The organism is Mucilaginibacter sp. P4_A11 (assembly GCF_056402535.1).
The window spans coordinates 159,623-176,190 of sequence record NZ_JBFUHE010000003.1 but is presented as its reverse complement, the minus strand read 5'-3'; the positions used below and the strand labels follow the sequence as shown (position 1 = coordinate 176,190).

Genomic DNA, 16,568 nt, shown 5'->3' with positions numbered 1-16,568 from the left:
AAAGAATAGTGCTTGCTAAATCGAAAGTTATATTTTATTTTATGTTGTAACTTGTTTATTTATTGGTTGTTAATGTTTAAGCGAAACTAATAATTTGAACAGTCTATTACATGTTGATCGTTTATGGCTTTCTACTTATAGAAACCTCAGCAATGGCTATTTCAGACTCCGCCGGCCTTTAATTTTTTAATACCAGTTTATATTTTGTCTATTATTATGATACCTCATTTAATAATGATTAAAACCAACCTGGTACATCTGTTTTTTATATTCACTGGGCGACATGCCAGTCAGTTTTTTGAAGGTTTTGGAGAAATAGGAAAGGTTATCAAATCCGGTTTGAGTACAAATTTCCGAATATGACATCCGGCTTGTCGCCATCAGGTACTGCGCACGCTCAACGCGCTTTTCATTGATATAATTTAAAGGCCTGGTCCCGGTATACTGCTTAAACTGCCTTGAGAAGTAATCGACATTTTGATTTGCCCGGGAAGCGAGCAAATGTACAGAAAGGTCCAGGTGTAAATTAACGAGGATATAATTTAAGGTCTCTGCAATTTTTACCGGGATAAGTTTGTGTTCCGGGCTTTTGAACAATTGTGGGTTCAGGAATTTGGCAGTTAACATCATCAGGATACCCTGGGTTTCAAGGTAAGTTGAAGTGTTTTGCTGGTTATTGAGCTCCTGATATTCTTTATAATAAATATCTTTTTCATATACCTTTGGATTGTCCGACCGGTTAATTCCCCTTCCCGGGTTGATTTGAAGCAATCGGTTAAAAAGGTTAATATCCATTTCCGTAGCTTTTGTTTTCAATACAGCCCTGTTATTGGAAAAAAGGGAGGTCCCATCTATTGAATCTTCAAAAAACTGAACAAAAAACTGACCGAGATAATCACTGCACCCTAAATTGCACAGGGTGAAACTCGGAATGATGTATAAATAGCCAGGTTCAAGCTTTAATGAGCTGGCCGCATCTGATATTTCACCTTCCCCATCATCTATATAATAAATACGGTAGTAAGGGCTGATGACGTTCCTGTAGTTCCATTTAGCATTAAGCCTCACATAGTCAACGTTAAGAAGCGAGAAAGTGTGTTTTAAATTTCTTTTGATCATCTGAATCACAAATATGCAAATTGCTTTGATATATCATAATGTATATGAGTACTTTAAATATGACAAAGTCGGTTTTTTACAATAATAAGTCCATTTCAGACAAGTTTTCAGATGATAGCTCAGCATATTTTAATTTTTTATTGTGTTTTTAACACTTAATAGCGTATCTTGTCCGTTGAAAACCAGTTATGAAACGTATCGCTTTTTTATTAATTCTCAGCCCATTTTTTCTGCAGGCCCAACAGAAGCCGGTGGTCAAAAGTTTTCCTCTCCAGGATGTTAAACTATTACCAGGGATTTTTAGAGAACAGGAACAGACCGATCTGAACTATATGCTTGCCCTGGAGCCGGACCGCCTGCTTGCACCTTTTAGAAGGGAGGCTGGGCTACCACAAAAAGCCGAAAGTTATACAAATTGGGAAAATTCCGGCCTGGACGGACATATAGGCGGTCATTATCTTTCTGCCCTGGCTATGATGTATGCTTCGACAGCGGATAATCGAATACGCAAGCGTCTTGACTACATGATCAGTGAGCTTAAATTGTGCCAGGATAAAAACGGTGACGGATACCTGGGAGGTGTACCAGGAAGCCGCAAACTTTGGCCCCAGGTAAGGAAAGGTAATTTTGCTGATTTCAATAAGAAATGGGTGCCTTTCTATAATATTCATAAAGTATTCGCCGGGCTGCGTGATGCCTGGCTGTACGAAAATAATCCAACTGCAAAAGTCATGCTGATCAAAATGGCGGACTGGTTTTACAACATCAGCGCAGCACTTAACCAGCAACAAATGCAGCAGCTTCTTGGCAACGAACACGGAGGTGTCAATGAGGTATTGGCAGATGTGTACGGCATTACAGGCAATAAGAAATACCTTAACGCGGCATATAGTTTTTCTCACCAGGCTATCCTTCAACCGCTTGAGAAAGATCAGGATAAACTGGATAATTTACATGCAAATACGCAAATCCCGAAGGTGATAGGTTTTAAGCGGATCGCTGATTACAGCGGTGATACCGCATATAATCGCGCTGCGGCATTCTTTTGGCAAACAGTGGTACATCATCGTTCGGTTGCAACCGGCGGCAACAGCGTAAGGGAGCATTTTAACCCCGCTACAGATTTCTCTACCATGATATCCAGTGTGGAAGGGCCCGAAACATGCAACACATATAATATGCTTAAGCTTACCGAAGATCTGTATATGTCAGATCCGAACATTGCATATATCGATTATTATGAACGGGCGTTGTATAACCATATCCTTACAACCCAACGACCTGGCAAGGGCGGTTTTGTTTACTTTACTCCAATGCGACCCGGGCATTACAGGGTGTATTCCCAGCCGCAGACGAGTATGTGGTGCTGCGTTGGCTCTGGTATGGAAAATCATGCTAAGTATGGAGAAATGATTTATAGTCATTCAGATAACCAATTCTATGTTAATCTGTTCATCCCATCCCAACTTATATGGAAGCAAAAAGGTTTGCAACTGAGGCAGGAAACCGGGTTTCCCGATAAGGAGACAACAATGCTGAAAGTCCTGAAAACTGGCGATAGCGCATTCGGGATAAATATCAGATATCCATCGTGGGTAAAAAACGGTACGCTTAAAATTAATATCAATGGCAGGCCTGTTCAAATTACATCGCAGCCATCATCATATGTGCAGCTAAAAAGAAAATGGCAGAAAGGGGATATTATCACTGTTCAGCTACCTATGCAAACTACTACGGAAAAGCTTCCTGACGGATCCAACTATGAAGCCGTACTGCGCGGGCCGATCGTACTTGCTTCGGTAATTGATACTCTTGCCGAAAAGGGCCGCGAGGCTGATGATAGCAGGATGGGCCATATTGCGGTAGGTAACCTCTATAAGCTTACAGATATGCCGGTTTTTGTAAGCGATTCTGCTAATGATGCCCCGATGATAGTCCAGGATAAGGATAAGTCAATGTCCTTCACTGCAACGCAATTGATTTACCCTGCCAAATACCAGAATTTAAAACTGGTGCCGTTCTACAAGATTCAGGATGCCCGTTATGTGATATACTGGAGAAAAGAATCAGCCAAAGGCTTCGGTGAACTGCAGGCTAAATTAGCGGAGGATGATGCGAAAGAAGCAAAATTGGCGGCCAACACTATTGATATGATAACCCCAGGTGAACAACAGCCCGAATCAGATCATTTCATGGAAAAAGAAAATTCTTTTGCCGATGTTAATTTTAACAAGCACTTCAGGGCTGCGGCCGGCTGGTTCAGTTATAAAATGACCGATAAAAGTAATTCTGCAAAAAAAATCAGCGTCACATACTTCGGGGTAGAAAGGAATCATAAATTTACTATTCTCGTCAACGGTCAGGAACTGGCAAAAGTTGACTTGAAGGATGGTAAACGTGACGCTTTTTACACCATTGAATATGACTTGCCTGTAGATTTGAAATACGACTCAGATCAGGGTATCAAGATAAAATTTCAGGCGGATAAGGGAGCAATGGCCGGGCCGGTTTATGAAATAAGACTTTTAAAATAATTAGGACATTACATCCATACCAAGTTGTTATAATAACCCAACCGGTGCTCGATAGTACCGGTTTTTCGATATTTAGGTGATGTGGCACTCCAATACTTCGCTTTAATATAAATGACTGTTGTTTAAGTGTTGAGCCTCAAATCAACCCTCGTGGAGGTATCGTTGAACAAAGTTTATAACTATTTTTCCGTTTTTAATAAGTTGCCATCTTAAGGGCACGGGCATACTGCCGGGCGATAATCTAAAACATACAAAATCATTTGAGCGCGCACCCACGCGCCCGGACATGTAGTGGCTTTATACTAACTATTATTTTGTTGCGTACAAATAATACCAGACGCCCTGCTTCCTATTTGGTAACAGCTATATATTATATCCGGTTTATTACATGCTGTATCGCAGGACCATAAAAAAGACAAATCAGAAACATTTGTATACCCATTTTTTAACAAATGAAACCAGCTGGGCGATTATTTTTGAACGCCGGAAATGCTTATTACATAAACCCATAAAACCAATTTTATATTTTTTACAATCAGGACAGACGCGTTTTGCATTGTGTTCGCAATCGATTGTGTTTGGTGATTCGTGTTAATTTAACAATTAATTCTGCTGAAATAAACCTACTAAATAAAAAAAACAATTATGAGAATGAAAATTACAAATTTCACAAGGCTGCTAAGCGTAGCCAAATTACGGCACCTGCTTTTGTTGCTGGTGCTTATGAGCGCGTTGCCGGTTATGGCACAAATAACTACAATAAAAGGGGTTGTAACATCGGCAGATGATAACAGCCCGCTTCCCGGAGTTACAGTGGTGGAAAAAGGGAAGCAAAACGGGATTGTTACCCAGGCAGATGGTTCTTATTCACTTAACGTTAAAGGAGATGCTACCCTGGTATTTTCTTTTGTAGGATACATAAGACAGGAGATCAAATTAAACGGAAAACCTGTACTTAATGTAAAACTGCAAAGTGATAGCAAGGCTCTTAATGAAGTAGTGGTTATAGGTTATGGCACAGCCCGAAAAAAGGACTTAATAGGTTCTGTAAATATTGTGGCAGCTAAAGACGCGGGGGCCAATACTAATACCAGTGCAGCTCAGCTCCTCATAGGTAAGGCGCCCGGTGTGCAAGTATTGAACTCCAACGGATCTCCCGGATCAAATGCCCAGATTATTATACGGGGTACCGGCTCATTTACCAATGTAGAACCATTGTATGTAATAGACGGGATACAGGGCGACGCCAATCTTTTTAATACGATCAATCCGCAGGATATTGAGAACATTACCATTTTGAAGGATGCAGCTTCCACGGCCATTTATGGTGTTGCCGCTGCTAATGGTGTAGTAATAGTTACTACTAAAAAAGGTAAAAGCGGTAGCCCGCAAATATCATTTGACTCGCAGGTTGGTACCTCATCGGTTTGGAAACAGCTTGATCTGCTTAAGGCAAACGATTATGTCAATCTCCTAAAAGATATAGCCGCCACCAATAATCTTACGCCTCCGGCTAAATTAAGTACCCCTTATGTATCGGTTGACCGTACCGATTGGCAAAAAGCGATATTTAAAACAGCATTGTCTACCCAAAATAACGTAAGTGTTAGTGGAGGTAGCGATAAGGTTACCTATAATTTATCGGTAGGTTACTTAACCCAGGAAGCCGTTGTTAAAGATTATAAGCTGAAGCGGCTAAACAGTCGTTTTTCATTAGATGAAAAGCTCGGACGTTTCCATTTTGGCCAAAGCCTTAACATCCGCTATACCAATACCAATGGCCAAACAACCAGCATATCCAACGCAATTACCTACGCGCCTTATCAGCCAGTTTATGATCCTTCTATTTTAGGTGGTTACTCTATCCTCACCAATGTTGATGATAACAGTAATGCTATCAATCCATTACAGACATTAGGCGTTCAGACTTTATCAAGTAACGACCTGGTATTATATCCACAGGTTTTTGGCGAAGTAAATATTATCAAAGGGTTGACTATCAGGTCACAGCTGGCAGGCGTATATGGCAATTCCACAAACGATTCCTACCAGATACCTTATGTAACATCAAACAACCTGGCCTTTAGTCGTCAGGCAGGTCGGGCGTTTAATAGTTACTCTAATTATACTTTTGAAAATTACATTTCGTATAACCGAACTTTTGGCAAGCACAATATATCAGCAACAGCAGGTACCAGTTATATTGATGCCGGAACAAGCAAATACCTGAGCGTGCTGGGTACAGGAATGTTAAATGATAACGTAAAGGATATAGGTGTTGCCCCCACCATTACCAGCCAGGCTAACACATCAGGTTATTATACTCAATTTGGCCGGGCCATCTCGTATTATGGCCGGTTGATATATACGTTTAATGACCGCTATATATTATCGGGTAGCATCCGCCGTGATGGGTCGTCGAACTTTGGCCCTCAAAGCCGCTATGGTAACTTCCCGGGAGCGGGCTTTGCCTGGCGTTTTACCGAAGAAAGTTTCATAAAGTCGGCATTTCCGTTTATCAGCGATGGCAAATTGCGCATAGGCTGGGGACGTACAGGTAATAACAAATTTGGTTTAACTACTACACAGGTGTTTACCTTCGGCGGCTCACCAACAGGCAACCTTGTTTATTCACTTGGCCAGAACGAGGGTTTTGTAAATGGAACAACAGTAGCCGCGATTGCAAACCCTTTGTTAAGATGGGAGCAAACGGATCAAACCGATGCCGGCCTTGATCTTGGTTTTCTGAATAACCGGCTTACAGTAACCCTTGATTACTATAACAGGAAAAGCAGCGGCCTGCTGGTGGGTATCCCGGTTCCAACCAGTGTTGGAGTTGGCGGATTAAGCGGTTTTAACAGCACATTAATTACCAACGCCGCCGATGCTCAAAATAAAGGCTTCGAATTTCAGATAGCCTACCGCGGCAAGGTTAATGACTTTAACTACAATGTAAGTGTAAATGGCGGATACAATCAAAATAAAACAATATCACTTGGTGCCCAATCGCCAACGCCGATAATTGGTGGCTACTTTAATAATTTAAATGGTATTACCTTGACGCAGCCTGGGTCGCCAATCGGCGCTTTTTATGGCTACAAGGTTGATCATGTAGCAAGTACCCAGGCAGAGATTGATGCATTAAATACCGCAGCACGCCAAAAAACGGGAGATCCCGCCGCTGTATATCAGGCTGGCTTATTACCCGGTGACTTCATATTTAAAGATCTTAATAACGATGGTACCGTAGATAGTAAAGACCAGAAAATACTTGGCAGTCCTATTCCTAAATTTATATATGGCTTTAATGCCGGGGCTTCTTATAAAAACTTTGATCTGAACATTGTAATCTCAGGTGTGCAGGGAGTTCAATTGGTCAATTCACTAAAATTCAGTACTGAAAATGCCTCAACCGGGCATAATGCTTCTACCGCTATCTTAAACAGATGGGAAAAACCGGGTGATGTTGCTTTGTTACCAAGGGCAGGCCAGAATGTTACGGCTACAGGTAACTTGAGGCCTTCTGATTTTTTTGTTGAAAATGGTTCATACTTACGGGCACGTAACATCACTTTAGGGTATACTTTAAGTAAAGCTGCCCTGAAATCATTCTCGGGCAATGTATTAAGCAGGTTGCGGGTTTATGTGGCCGCTCAAAACTTATTTACCATAACCGGATATAAGGGCTATGATCCTGAAATAAGTACACAAACCAATGGCGGTACAAATGGCGGGGCCACCGATTATATATTTAACCGGGGTATTGATGACGGACAGATACCGCAGCCGCGTACATTTTTGGCCGGCATACAAGTTGGATTTTAATGGTGAAAAATATTAAAAATATAATTATGAAAAAAAATATTAAATATCTGATGGTTGTGATTTTAATGATTGCAACCGGCGGGTGTAAGAAAAATTTGGATTTACAGAATAAAAGTGCATACACTTACGATACCTATTTTACAAGTGATGCAGCTATAAATCAAGCCGTGATTGCCGATTATGCTACCTTATTGCATACAGGTTTGTGGGCCCGCGAATGGTATTATATTTTTGATTTGCTGGGCTATGATGCTAAAAACGCACAACCACTTCAAGGTGACCTTTTGGCCCTGGCACAATATAATTTTGCTTCGAATCAACCTCAGTTAGAAGCCATGTGGTCATCACTATACCGGTTGATCATGCGGTCAAACGTTGTTATCAACCGTGCCCAGGCCTGGGCTCCTGCTAATGCCGCGGAACAGGCCAATCAAAAGCAATACATTGCCGAAGCCAAGTTTTTACGGGCCTATGCTTATTTTAACCTGGTTAATGTGTACGGTCGTGTACCCTTGCGTAAGGAATATATCCCTTTGCCAACGCCGGCTGAAATTAACTTGCCCCGTGCCGCAGCAGCAGATATATGGGCCTTTGTTGAGCAGGATTTGAAAGACGCTGAAGCTGATCTCCCGGTTTCTTATGCTACAGCCAGTTTTGGCCGTGCTACCCGGGGAGCCGCGGTTGCGTTGCTGGGCAAATCATATCTTTATGAAAAAAAATGGGCCAACGCGGTTACTGAGTTGACCAAACTAACTCAATCTCCATATACTTACGCGCTGGCACCTGTATATAACAATCTGTTTGATGATCCTAATCAGAACGATCCTTTGAAAAACCCTGAAACTATTTTCCAGGTAATGAACCAAACCTGGACCGATTGGGGCATTGGTAACCAGTATTATTTGTTTGGCGGGCAGGAAACATGGGGAGGAAAGGCAACCCACTCCGGTCGTGCACAGGAATACGGATTTAACGACTGGAATAATACCTACATTACAACCACGGCTGTTAAAGCTTTTACGTACCTGAACCCGCAAACCAACGCTGCTTATGTTGACCCACGCGCGGCTTATACATTTTACGGAAATGCCGCCAGCGGCGGGCAAACTCAATATTGCCAGCAATGCTCAACCGGGCCGGTAAATTTTCCTTATACTACAACAGGCTATAAATTTTTAAAATATGAGTATTATAACAAAGTAGCAAGCTATGGCGGTCCGCAAAGTGGCATTAACGGGCAGGTGATCCGTTATGCAGATGTATTGCTGATGCTTGCCGAGGCTTATATTCAACAAGGGAATACCGGTGCCCAGCCGTTGGCGCTAATTAACCAGGTGCGCAGCAGGCCCAGCGTTAACGCGCCATTGTATGGCTCACTGGGTGGGCAATCGGCCGCTATGACTGTTTTGATGCGTGAAAGGCAATTAGAGTTAACAGGTGAACAATCCCGTTATTTTGATTTGATACGATGGGGGATTGCTAAGCAAACCATTAATTCGGAAAGGCAGATAGAAGATGGTACGCAGCCTTTTCAGGACAAAAATATATTATTCCCGATCCCGCTATCCGAAAAGAATGCAAACCCGAATGTGGGCAAGGACATAAATGGTGACTGGAACTAATAAGTTAAAGAAGTGGGAGAAACAGGTTAAGTATAACAACCACGAACAATAAAGTTAAAAACGGTAAGTTTTAAACCCACAAAAAAAAGCCGTCTCATAAATCGATTATGAGGCGGCTTCTTTTTTTTTTAAGTAAAACAGGTACCTGACCCTGTCTTCATAAAATATGCATCAGTCAACGTTAAAGATCCATTTGGAATTATCACTACGCATATCAAACTTTGCGAGCGTCGGTGTGCTATCTCCGGAAGATATTAGGGCCAGCGGCTCTTTTGAATTGGGAATAGCCTTAGGCATGATTCTATAGGTGCCATCCGTTAATTGATCTATCCGCCACAATTGTTCGGGTGCGCCAGTAAATGCCGGAACTGTTACCACTTCAGCTTCTGCTGTTGATGCCAATACTCTGTCGGTTCCGGCTATTACTATTTTATAGTAGGGGCTTCCAAGATATCCTCCCGCGTCGGGGACTGCTGTGATTGTCCATTTTTGATTCGGCCGGGACATATAGTCGCCTATTCTTACGCCGATGTTTCCGGTTGGCCAGGTATTAACCACATCAGACAGTTCCTGCGATGGAACAGGTTTTACAGGTTCATCATTATTCCGGTTAAACCGCATCCCACCTGGCATTCGTACAAAATCAACTGCCAACTCCAGCGCGTATCCTCTTCTTTCTGAGGTGATCTGGTATGTTCCTCCTTTAAAGATCTCTCCTGCAACAGGCCAGCCGTTTTTCCAGAGTAATGGACGGATGCCCAATACGCTACGCGCGCTTCGGTCTAAATCTGCCTCATAATGGCAGGACATTTTTTGAATACCGTCGCTAACTACTATGCGCCCAAAATGTCCGGGGCCTATCAGTTTTTTACTGGCTGCAAGTACCATTTTTCCGCCGCCTTTTAACATTTCCCGTCCCACGTTATCGAGGTAAGGGCCTGTTATCTTTCTTGAACGGCCAACCACAATATTATAGGTCGAATTTGGGCCGTCGCAGCATGTGCCATGTGTTCCGAGCAGGTAATACCATCCATCCTGGTACATTAGGTCTGTAGCTTCGCAATCAATGGCGATATTTATAGGCTTGTTTCCTTTTACACGTTTGCCTGTTTTAGGGTCAAGTTCTACAAGCCGTATAAAACCAAAATAGGTGCCGTACGATAACCATAATCGCCCGGAAGTTGGATCCAGAAGTAGCCCTGGATCTATAGCATCGTTATCCTCCGTGCCATCAGAAGAAGTCACAACCACCGCTTCTGAATACTTAAAATCGGGCGATGTAGGGTCAAGCGTTTTATTCCACATCGTAAGGATCCTTCCGTTGTGCCCTCCACCTAAGCCTCCACCTGTAGCGCCATACGCTATAAGATAACGGTCACCAATTTTTACTATATCCGGGGCGGCCCCTCCGCCGGGCCGTACTGCGCCGCCGTTCCATGTCCAGCCATCTTCGGATATTAAACCGCCGCCAAATGTGCCAAATGTGTAGTATTTGCCGTCACAAACAGCGATGGTTGATGGATCATGTATAAATGGTTTTCCCACCTGTGCGATGACCGTGTTTGCCGCGCAGATTGAAAACACAGCTATGGCGCATGACATTTTAATAATTAATTTCATAATCAGATGATCAACTAAATTTATTCGTAACTAATGGTGACATCTTTTATAGGCATTCCTTTTTCATCCAGGAAGCGGATGCAGAAATCACTCATTCCGGGGCCATTGATTACTGCGCCACGGATAATATTTTTTCCTTTATTAAGTGTAAGGCGGGGCGATACACAGTCATCCATAACCATGCGCCTGTCTCCGGATAGCAATACGGTTTCTTTACCGTTTAGCCACCACATCGATGCTGAATTTGATCCTACAGCCATTCTTGCATTTTTTATTTCGCGTGGGCTGTTGATAATCGTTACCGCCCAAAACAGAACGCCATAGGTCGATTTTTTTAACCCGGAGGCAAACCGGAAAAGTTTAACATTGAAATTGCTGCTCTCCAACGCGTGCCAGGCTAATTCCTGCCCGTCAACCTTTACTTTTTCGCCGTTTTTAGGGATAACCGTAAGCTGATTTGGAAAATAACCGGTTGTAAATGCCGCCCGGAGGTAGCTGTCTGTAAATACAGCGTTGCTGCGGTTAGGTTTATTAATTGGCTCCAGGAGTAACCAGCGTTGGATAAATCCTTCGGCATCCGGTGTCTTTTTCAATACAGTAGCCGGTGTAAAGTAAGGGGCAAGACTTCCCGTGGTGTCGCGTTTGGCGATGCCGTTCATTTTCTCACTTGACGGAGCTGAACGGCTAAGTGCTGCCGATCCTAATAAGATTGCAAGGCTAACACCCGGCAACAATACTTTGCGTTTTATATTCATGTGATCATTACTGATGTTTATAGAAGTGCTTCATCTCAAAAATAAATGTGCCGATAGGGCCAAATGCTACTGTTTGTCAAGCCAAACAGCTTTTGATGATTAGTTTATTAGTTACCGGTTTCATGACATAAAAATTAATTATATCGGGATTGAACGTCAAAACGGTAATCTATTTGTGTTTCGTTAGCATGATCACGTTGACAGAGTAAGGTTCAAATGTGTGTTTGAATGACTGGCCAAGTCCTTTTATGGTTGATGTAACCGGAACAATTTTCGTTGGCTCATCAATTGTATTTGTATCTTCCGGCTTATCGCCCTTCAGCACAACCAGCGTCCCACTTGCGGTTACCTCTCCGCCTTTTAAATTGATTGCGATTTCCCTTGGCATATCATCGGTATTTACCACCTTCAGATATATGTTTTTGGCATCCTGCGTGCAAACATAAAATAATGCAGGGCGCTCTGCCTTTGGTCGCCGCGCGTTGGCTGGCCAATGGCTACTGCCGGCGGTGTCTTTGACTGCCGGTTTGCGTAAGGGCGCATTTTCCACTGTAATAGGCACTACTTTGTTGCCAAGATAATTGCCGAACATCTTTTGTACATAATAAGATGGTGAGCCATAACTTTTAAGGGCGGTATAACCAATCAGATCAGAATCCCATTGCCATGCTTTTGGTTGGCCGTTACCAGCTGTATTTACGTTCACAAATAAAGGAGCGTAGCAGGAACGTTCAACCAGGTCGCTGTTGCGTTCCATACCGGCCATCCAGGCTGCATCTCCAAGGGCAGCGTTCAGGTTGGTCGTTGGCGCGCCCTCGCGGGTTGCCCATTCGCCCACAAATATTTTAGGGCTGGTTGCGCGGTTGTAGCTGTCATACTTCGCTGCATCTTCTTCCATTTCCCAGGCCGATTGGTAGTAATGCTCGTCTACCATTTCAGGCTTAACGCTGGTTACCTTATCAGGCTTGTAGCTTTCAATGGTTGAAATACAGCGTAACTGGGGGTATTTGGCTTTAATAGCTGCCTGAAATTGTTTAAACCGCCCGTCGTATGTATGCGACCTGTCGAACCAGTCTTCATTTCCTATCTCTATATCTGTTAGTTTAAAGGGGGCGGGGTGGCCGTCGGCAGCTCGTTTGGCACCCCAGTAAGTTTTTGTATCGCCGATACAATACTCAATTTCATCCAGCGCATCCTTAACATACGGCTCCAATAAGGGACCTGCATCTATATGATCACCACGTAGCGAATAGCCGGCAAAAACAGCTAAAAGCGGTTCCATTTTTAAATCTTCGCACCATTCTAAAAATTCAAGCAAACCCATACCGTCACTTGCTCGGTAACCCCAACTGCCTGTATGGCCGGGACGCTGTTCCAGCGGGCCTAAGGTTGTTTTCCATGGGTAGGCATCTCCCAGGTATGGTCCTTCTAAAAAGTTGCCGCCCGGAAAGCGTAGAAAAGTGGGCTTCATATCCGCCATCATCTGCATTAAATCAATGCGGTTGCCATTCGGCCTGTTTTTATAGGTGGGAGGGAATAAGGAAACGAGATTAAAATAGTAAGTACCTGTCCGGTTAGATGAAATAACAAAACGCGCGTCGGTAGTAGGCTTAACATCGGCAGTGGTGGTGATCGTTAACTCATGTTTTTTCCAGAAAGTGCTTTTCTCGAGGTTGATGGTACCTTTTGCATAAATTGTTTTCCCATCACTACTTTCCAGGCTGACAGTGATAGCACCGGGGCCGTCTTCTGTAACTGCTGTTGCAGGCGGTGTTGCATCGGTCCGGTTACCCCTCGGGAAAGTGTTGGTGCCGGTTTTAATATAAAATGAGCTACTATAAGTTGTTGACGGTGTAACCGGAATACCCCAAAAACCATTATTGGCAATGCCCGCGCGGCTACCATTAACCTGGTTAACCGTAAGTTTAAGGCAGGTAGTAAGCGCTGTATTAATGGCATTTCGCCCCTGATCAAAAGGGACATTGTCAGGGTCGGCGCCAATCAGCTGGATGGATGCTTTAGCTTCGCCATCCTGAACAACGCTCCAGCCATCGGGTTGGCTCCGGTTATCCTTAAAAATTCGGTTGCGGATCAGTTCTGCATACAACCCTCCGTCGTAAGAGTGATTGATCTCCTCGGTCATTAGCCCATATAGTTTCGGACTTACATTCACCCCTTTGGTAAGGTCCAGATTGAGGCGGGTTTGCGCTTGCAAACTGCTGAATGCACCCACGCATAACGCGGATAAGAATAGTAGCTTTTTTGTCATTGTTGGTATTCCTTAATTATTCTGAAATGATGATCAGGCTGATGCATGGCTATTTTATAATGCATTACTGATGTGAAAAAAATCAAAGTCGACATAACCACCCGATAGCCTGGTTGCATAGTTAAACAGGCCAAAGCGATATCCCATAAAATGGGGGATTGTATAAGCCATCTGCACCGGTGTGCCTATAGGTTCCCATTTGTGGCCGTCAAGACTATAAAAAAAGTAAGCTTTGTCTGTTCGGTTAGTAAAGTCGCAGCTTGCTTTAAGATAAATAGTTGTTTGTTTTAAAGGCATGATGGCTGTTTCTATGGCCGATCCGGATTGTGCATTGTACATGATAAGCCATTTGGAGCCATGATCTGCTTTAACGCCTACGAAACCATACTTTTGTTGTAACAAAACCAGGCCGGCAAAATCGCCGTCCTTCATATTAGAGACGTCAACTGAAGTTGTTCCTGAACATTCCGGGCCAATAGTGCGTTGCGTTAAGGTGTTACGTGCTGATAGAATTGTGCTGTCCAATCGTCCGGTGGTTAGCCTGAGATAACCGGGGTGCTTTTTTAACGACCATAACTGATTATCCGGATTGTGGTTCCATTGCCATACTAAAGGCAGCAGAGGCTGCCCCTTTTTACGGCTGAATTCATCCGAGGCTACAATACCCGGAATCAGGCCCTTACTTGCAGGTAACCCGAGTGTATCGGGCGCTTTATGATCAACGCCCAATACTGGCCATCCGTTTGTCCATGTAACCGGTACCAGATAGGGCACCCTGCCCACGGCACCAAAATCACGAAATAAGTAGGCATACCAATCGCCTTTTGGGGTGTTTACAAGTCCGCCCTGGGCCACACCTTTATCCTGCAGCCCTACCTGCCCTTCATAAGGGCCGGTAAGCTTGTCTGCCCTGTGTATTAAAACGGTACGCATTCCGCCTTTGGGCCAGCTGATATTGAAAAGATAATATTTTCCGTTGATTTTAAATAGCTGCGATCCTTCGGCAGGCAAGCCAATGTTGGGGCCGGCAACAGCAGTAGCATTTTCAATAAGTATTTGCGGTTTTTTATCAGGATTGATACCGGACAGGTCTTCATTCAATTCGGCCAGCATAATCTTGCCGCCCCCGTAAATCATATAGGCTTTACCGTCATCGTCAAAAAAAAGAGAGTGATCATGCAATGCAGGTTTAAAGGATATTGCTTTCCATGGGCCATTTTCGATGTTTTTTGTGCTGTAGATATAAGTTTTATTGGTGGTTCCTGAAAAGGTGGATACGTAAAAAGTGCCGTTATGGTAACGCAAACTGCTTGCCCATGACCCCCGGCCATAGGCGTTTGCACCATTTACCAGGTTAAGGGCGTCGCCGTCGTCAAGCGTATTATAAGCGTAACTCACAATGTGCCAGTTTACAAGGTCTTTAGATTTCATAATGGGCAGCCCGGGGCTAAGGTGCATAGTGGTGCTGCTTGCATAATAGGTATCTCCAACCCTGATCATCGATACATCCGGAACATCTGCATAGATGATGGGGTTTTGTGCAGTCTGCGCGTTTAATTGTAATGTTGACAACCACCATACAAGATATGTAAGCGCAAGTTTTTGTAAGACGATGTTTTTTTTGTAAAAGAGTTCCATTTTAAAATGCGTTAAAAGTTAACTACCGCCCAATATGCCTTTTTGCGCTGAAGATTTTCATCAAACAACAGCGGATAGGCCTTGGTAACTTTGCGGCTTGTGCCCTGGCTTGCGGCTGCGCCACCTGCAAGCCCCCCGCCACGGTAATCAAGCCAACTGTGCCGGTCTGACACGTTCCAAAAAGTAACCCCGGTTATTACCTTTTTGTATTTCCTAAAGATCTCAAAGATGGCCTTATACCTATCAGCTTGTTGAACGGCCACGCTTTCGGTATAAGCAGAATCCGGCAATGTTTGATCTATCGCTTTACGCGGCTGACCTGTGCGTACCGTAACATCCAATTCTGTGATCTGCAGCTTTAATCCAAGCGCCGCATACTTATCCATGGCTTCGGATATTTGTTGAACACTTGGGTTATTTAATTTCCAGTGACCCTGTAAGCCTACACCTGTTACGGGTACGCCGGCATCTTTCATGCTTTTAAGCAATTTGCATATCTTATCCCGTTTGGACGGAACTTCACTATTGTAATCGTTGTAAAAAAGCTCAGCCTCCGGGTCGGCTTCATGGGCGTATTCAAATGCTTTGGCAATAAAATCCTCGCCGCATATCTGGTACCATAGCGAGTTACGCAGGTAGGTATCCGGCTTATCATCAATCGCTTCGTTAACTACGTCCCACGCATATATTTTACCTTTAAAATGAGTGACCACCGTGGTAATATGATCCTTAAGGCGCTTCAGTAATACTTCTTTACTTACCTGTTTGCCGGTGCTGTCTTTAAACATCCATACGGGCGCCTGCGCATGCCACAGCAAATTGTGGCCCCTGATTTTCATGTGGTGTTGCTGCGCAAATGCAACTATAGCATCGGCGTTTTTCCAGTTATATTCATTTTCGCGCGGATGAATTGGCCCCATTTTCATGTCGTTTTCCGGCGTAACACTGTTAAACTCCTTTGCAATCAGCTCTGCTTCGGGCCCGCTGAGTGAGGCCATGTTAACAGCTACACCAATGGGGAAGTAATTTCGATAATAATCCTTCAAGCCCTTATCCGCAGCCCGATCTTTATCAATGTTATTATGTAAGACTTGCCGGCTTGTAAAGGAGCCAAATGTGAATAACGCCATTAATAGCAGCGGAAATATAGATGAATTTATGGTTTTAAGTTTCATTGCGGGTGAGA

9 protein-coding genes are annotated in these 16,568 nt (G+C 43.7%); 3 read left to right on the top strand and 6 right to left on the bottom strand.

Features of this window, described 5'->3' with window-relative positions:
• Window positions 1-228: 228 nt before the first annotated feature.
• A complete protein-coding gene (locus AC1DUD_RS07780) occupies window positions 229-1,119 on the bottom strand; it encodes a helix-turn-helix domain-containing protein (RefSeq protein WP_477373280.1) in 891 nt (296 codons plus the stop codon).
• 188 nt (window positions 1,120-1,307) lie between these two features.
• Between AC1DUD_RS07780 and AC1DUD_RS07775 the strand changes: the two genes are divergently transcribed.
• The 3 genes from AC1DUD_RS07775 to AC1DUD_RS07765 all read left to right on the top strand — a co-directional run bounded on the left by AC1DUD_RS07775 (window position 1,308) and on the right by AC1DUD_RS07765 (window position 9,100).
• Window positions 1,308-3,653, top strand: a complete 2,346-nt coding sequence (locus tag AC1DUD_RS07775) for a beta-L-arabinofuranosidase domain-containing protein (protein WP_477373278.1) — start codon at window positions 1,308-1,310, stop codon at window positions 3,651-3,653.
• Window positions 3,654-4,304: 651 nt separating this feature from the next.
• Entirely contained in the window at window positions 4,305-7,478 is a 3,174-nt protein-coding gene (locus tag AC1DUD_RS07770) for a SusC/RagA family TonB-linked outer membrane protein (RefSeq protein ID WP_477373276.1), read from the top strand.
• A 26-nt stretch (window positions 7,479-7,504) separates the two neighbouring features.
• On the top strand, window positions 7,505-9,100 hold the full coding sequence (locus tag AC1DUD_RS07765) for a RagB/SusD family nutrient uptake outer membrane protein (protein ID WP_477373274.1): 1,596 nt from the start codon (window positions 7,505-7,507) through the stop codon (window positions 9,098-9,100).
• A 171-nt stretch (window positions 9,101-9,271) separates the two neighbouring features.
• On the opposite strand, the gene AC1DUD_RS07760 is transcribed toward AC1DUD_RS07765, so the two are convergent.
• The 5 genes from AC1DUD_RS07760 to AC1DUD_RS07740 form a co-directional block, all read right to left on the bottom strand.
• A complete protein-coding gene (locus AC1DUD_RS07760; protein WP_477373272.1) occupies window positions 9,272-10,720 on the bottom strand; it encodes a family 43 glycosylhydrolase in 1,449 nt (482 codons plus the stop codon).
• 20 nt (window positions 10,721-10,740) lie between these two features.
• A complete protein-coding gene (locus AC1DUD_RS07755; RefSeq protein WP_477373270.1) occupies window positions 10,741-11,475 on the bottom strand; it encodes a hypothetical protein in 735 nt (244 codons plus the stop codon).
• 169 nt (window positions 11,476-11,644) lie between these two features.
• The gene (locus tag AC1DUD_RS07750) at window positions 11,645-13,744 is read right to left on the bottom strand and encodes an alpha-L-arabinofuranosidase C-terminal domain-containing protein (RefSeq protein WP_477373268.1); all 2,100 of its coding nucleotides are present in this window, start codon (window positions 13,742-13,744) and stop codon (window positions 11,645-11,647) included.
• A gap of 54 nt (window positions 13,745-13,798) precedes the next feature.
• Window positions 13,799-15,382 carry a glycoside hydrolase family 43 protein gene (locus AC1DUD_RS07745; protein ID WP_477373266.1) on the bottom strand — a complete coding sequence of 528 codons (1,584 nt, stop codon included), beginning with the start codon at window positions 15,380-15,382 and terminating at the stop codon, window positions 13,799-13,801.
• 11 nt (window positions 15,383-15,393) lie between these two features.
• A complete protein-coding gene (locus AC1DUD_RS07740; RefSeq protein WP_477373264.1) occupies window positions 15,394-16,557 on the bottom strand; it encodes an endo-1,4-beta-xylanase in 1,164 nt (387 codons plus the stop codon).
• Between the last annotated feature and the right edge of the window lie 11 nt (window positions 16,558-16,568).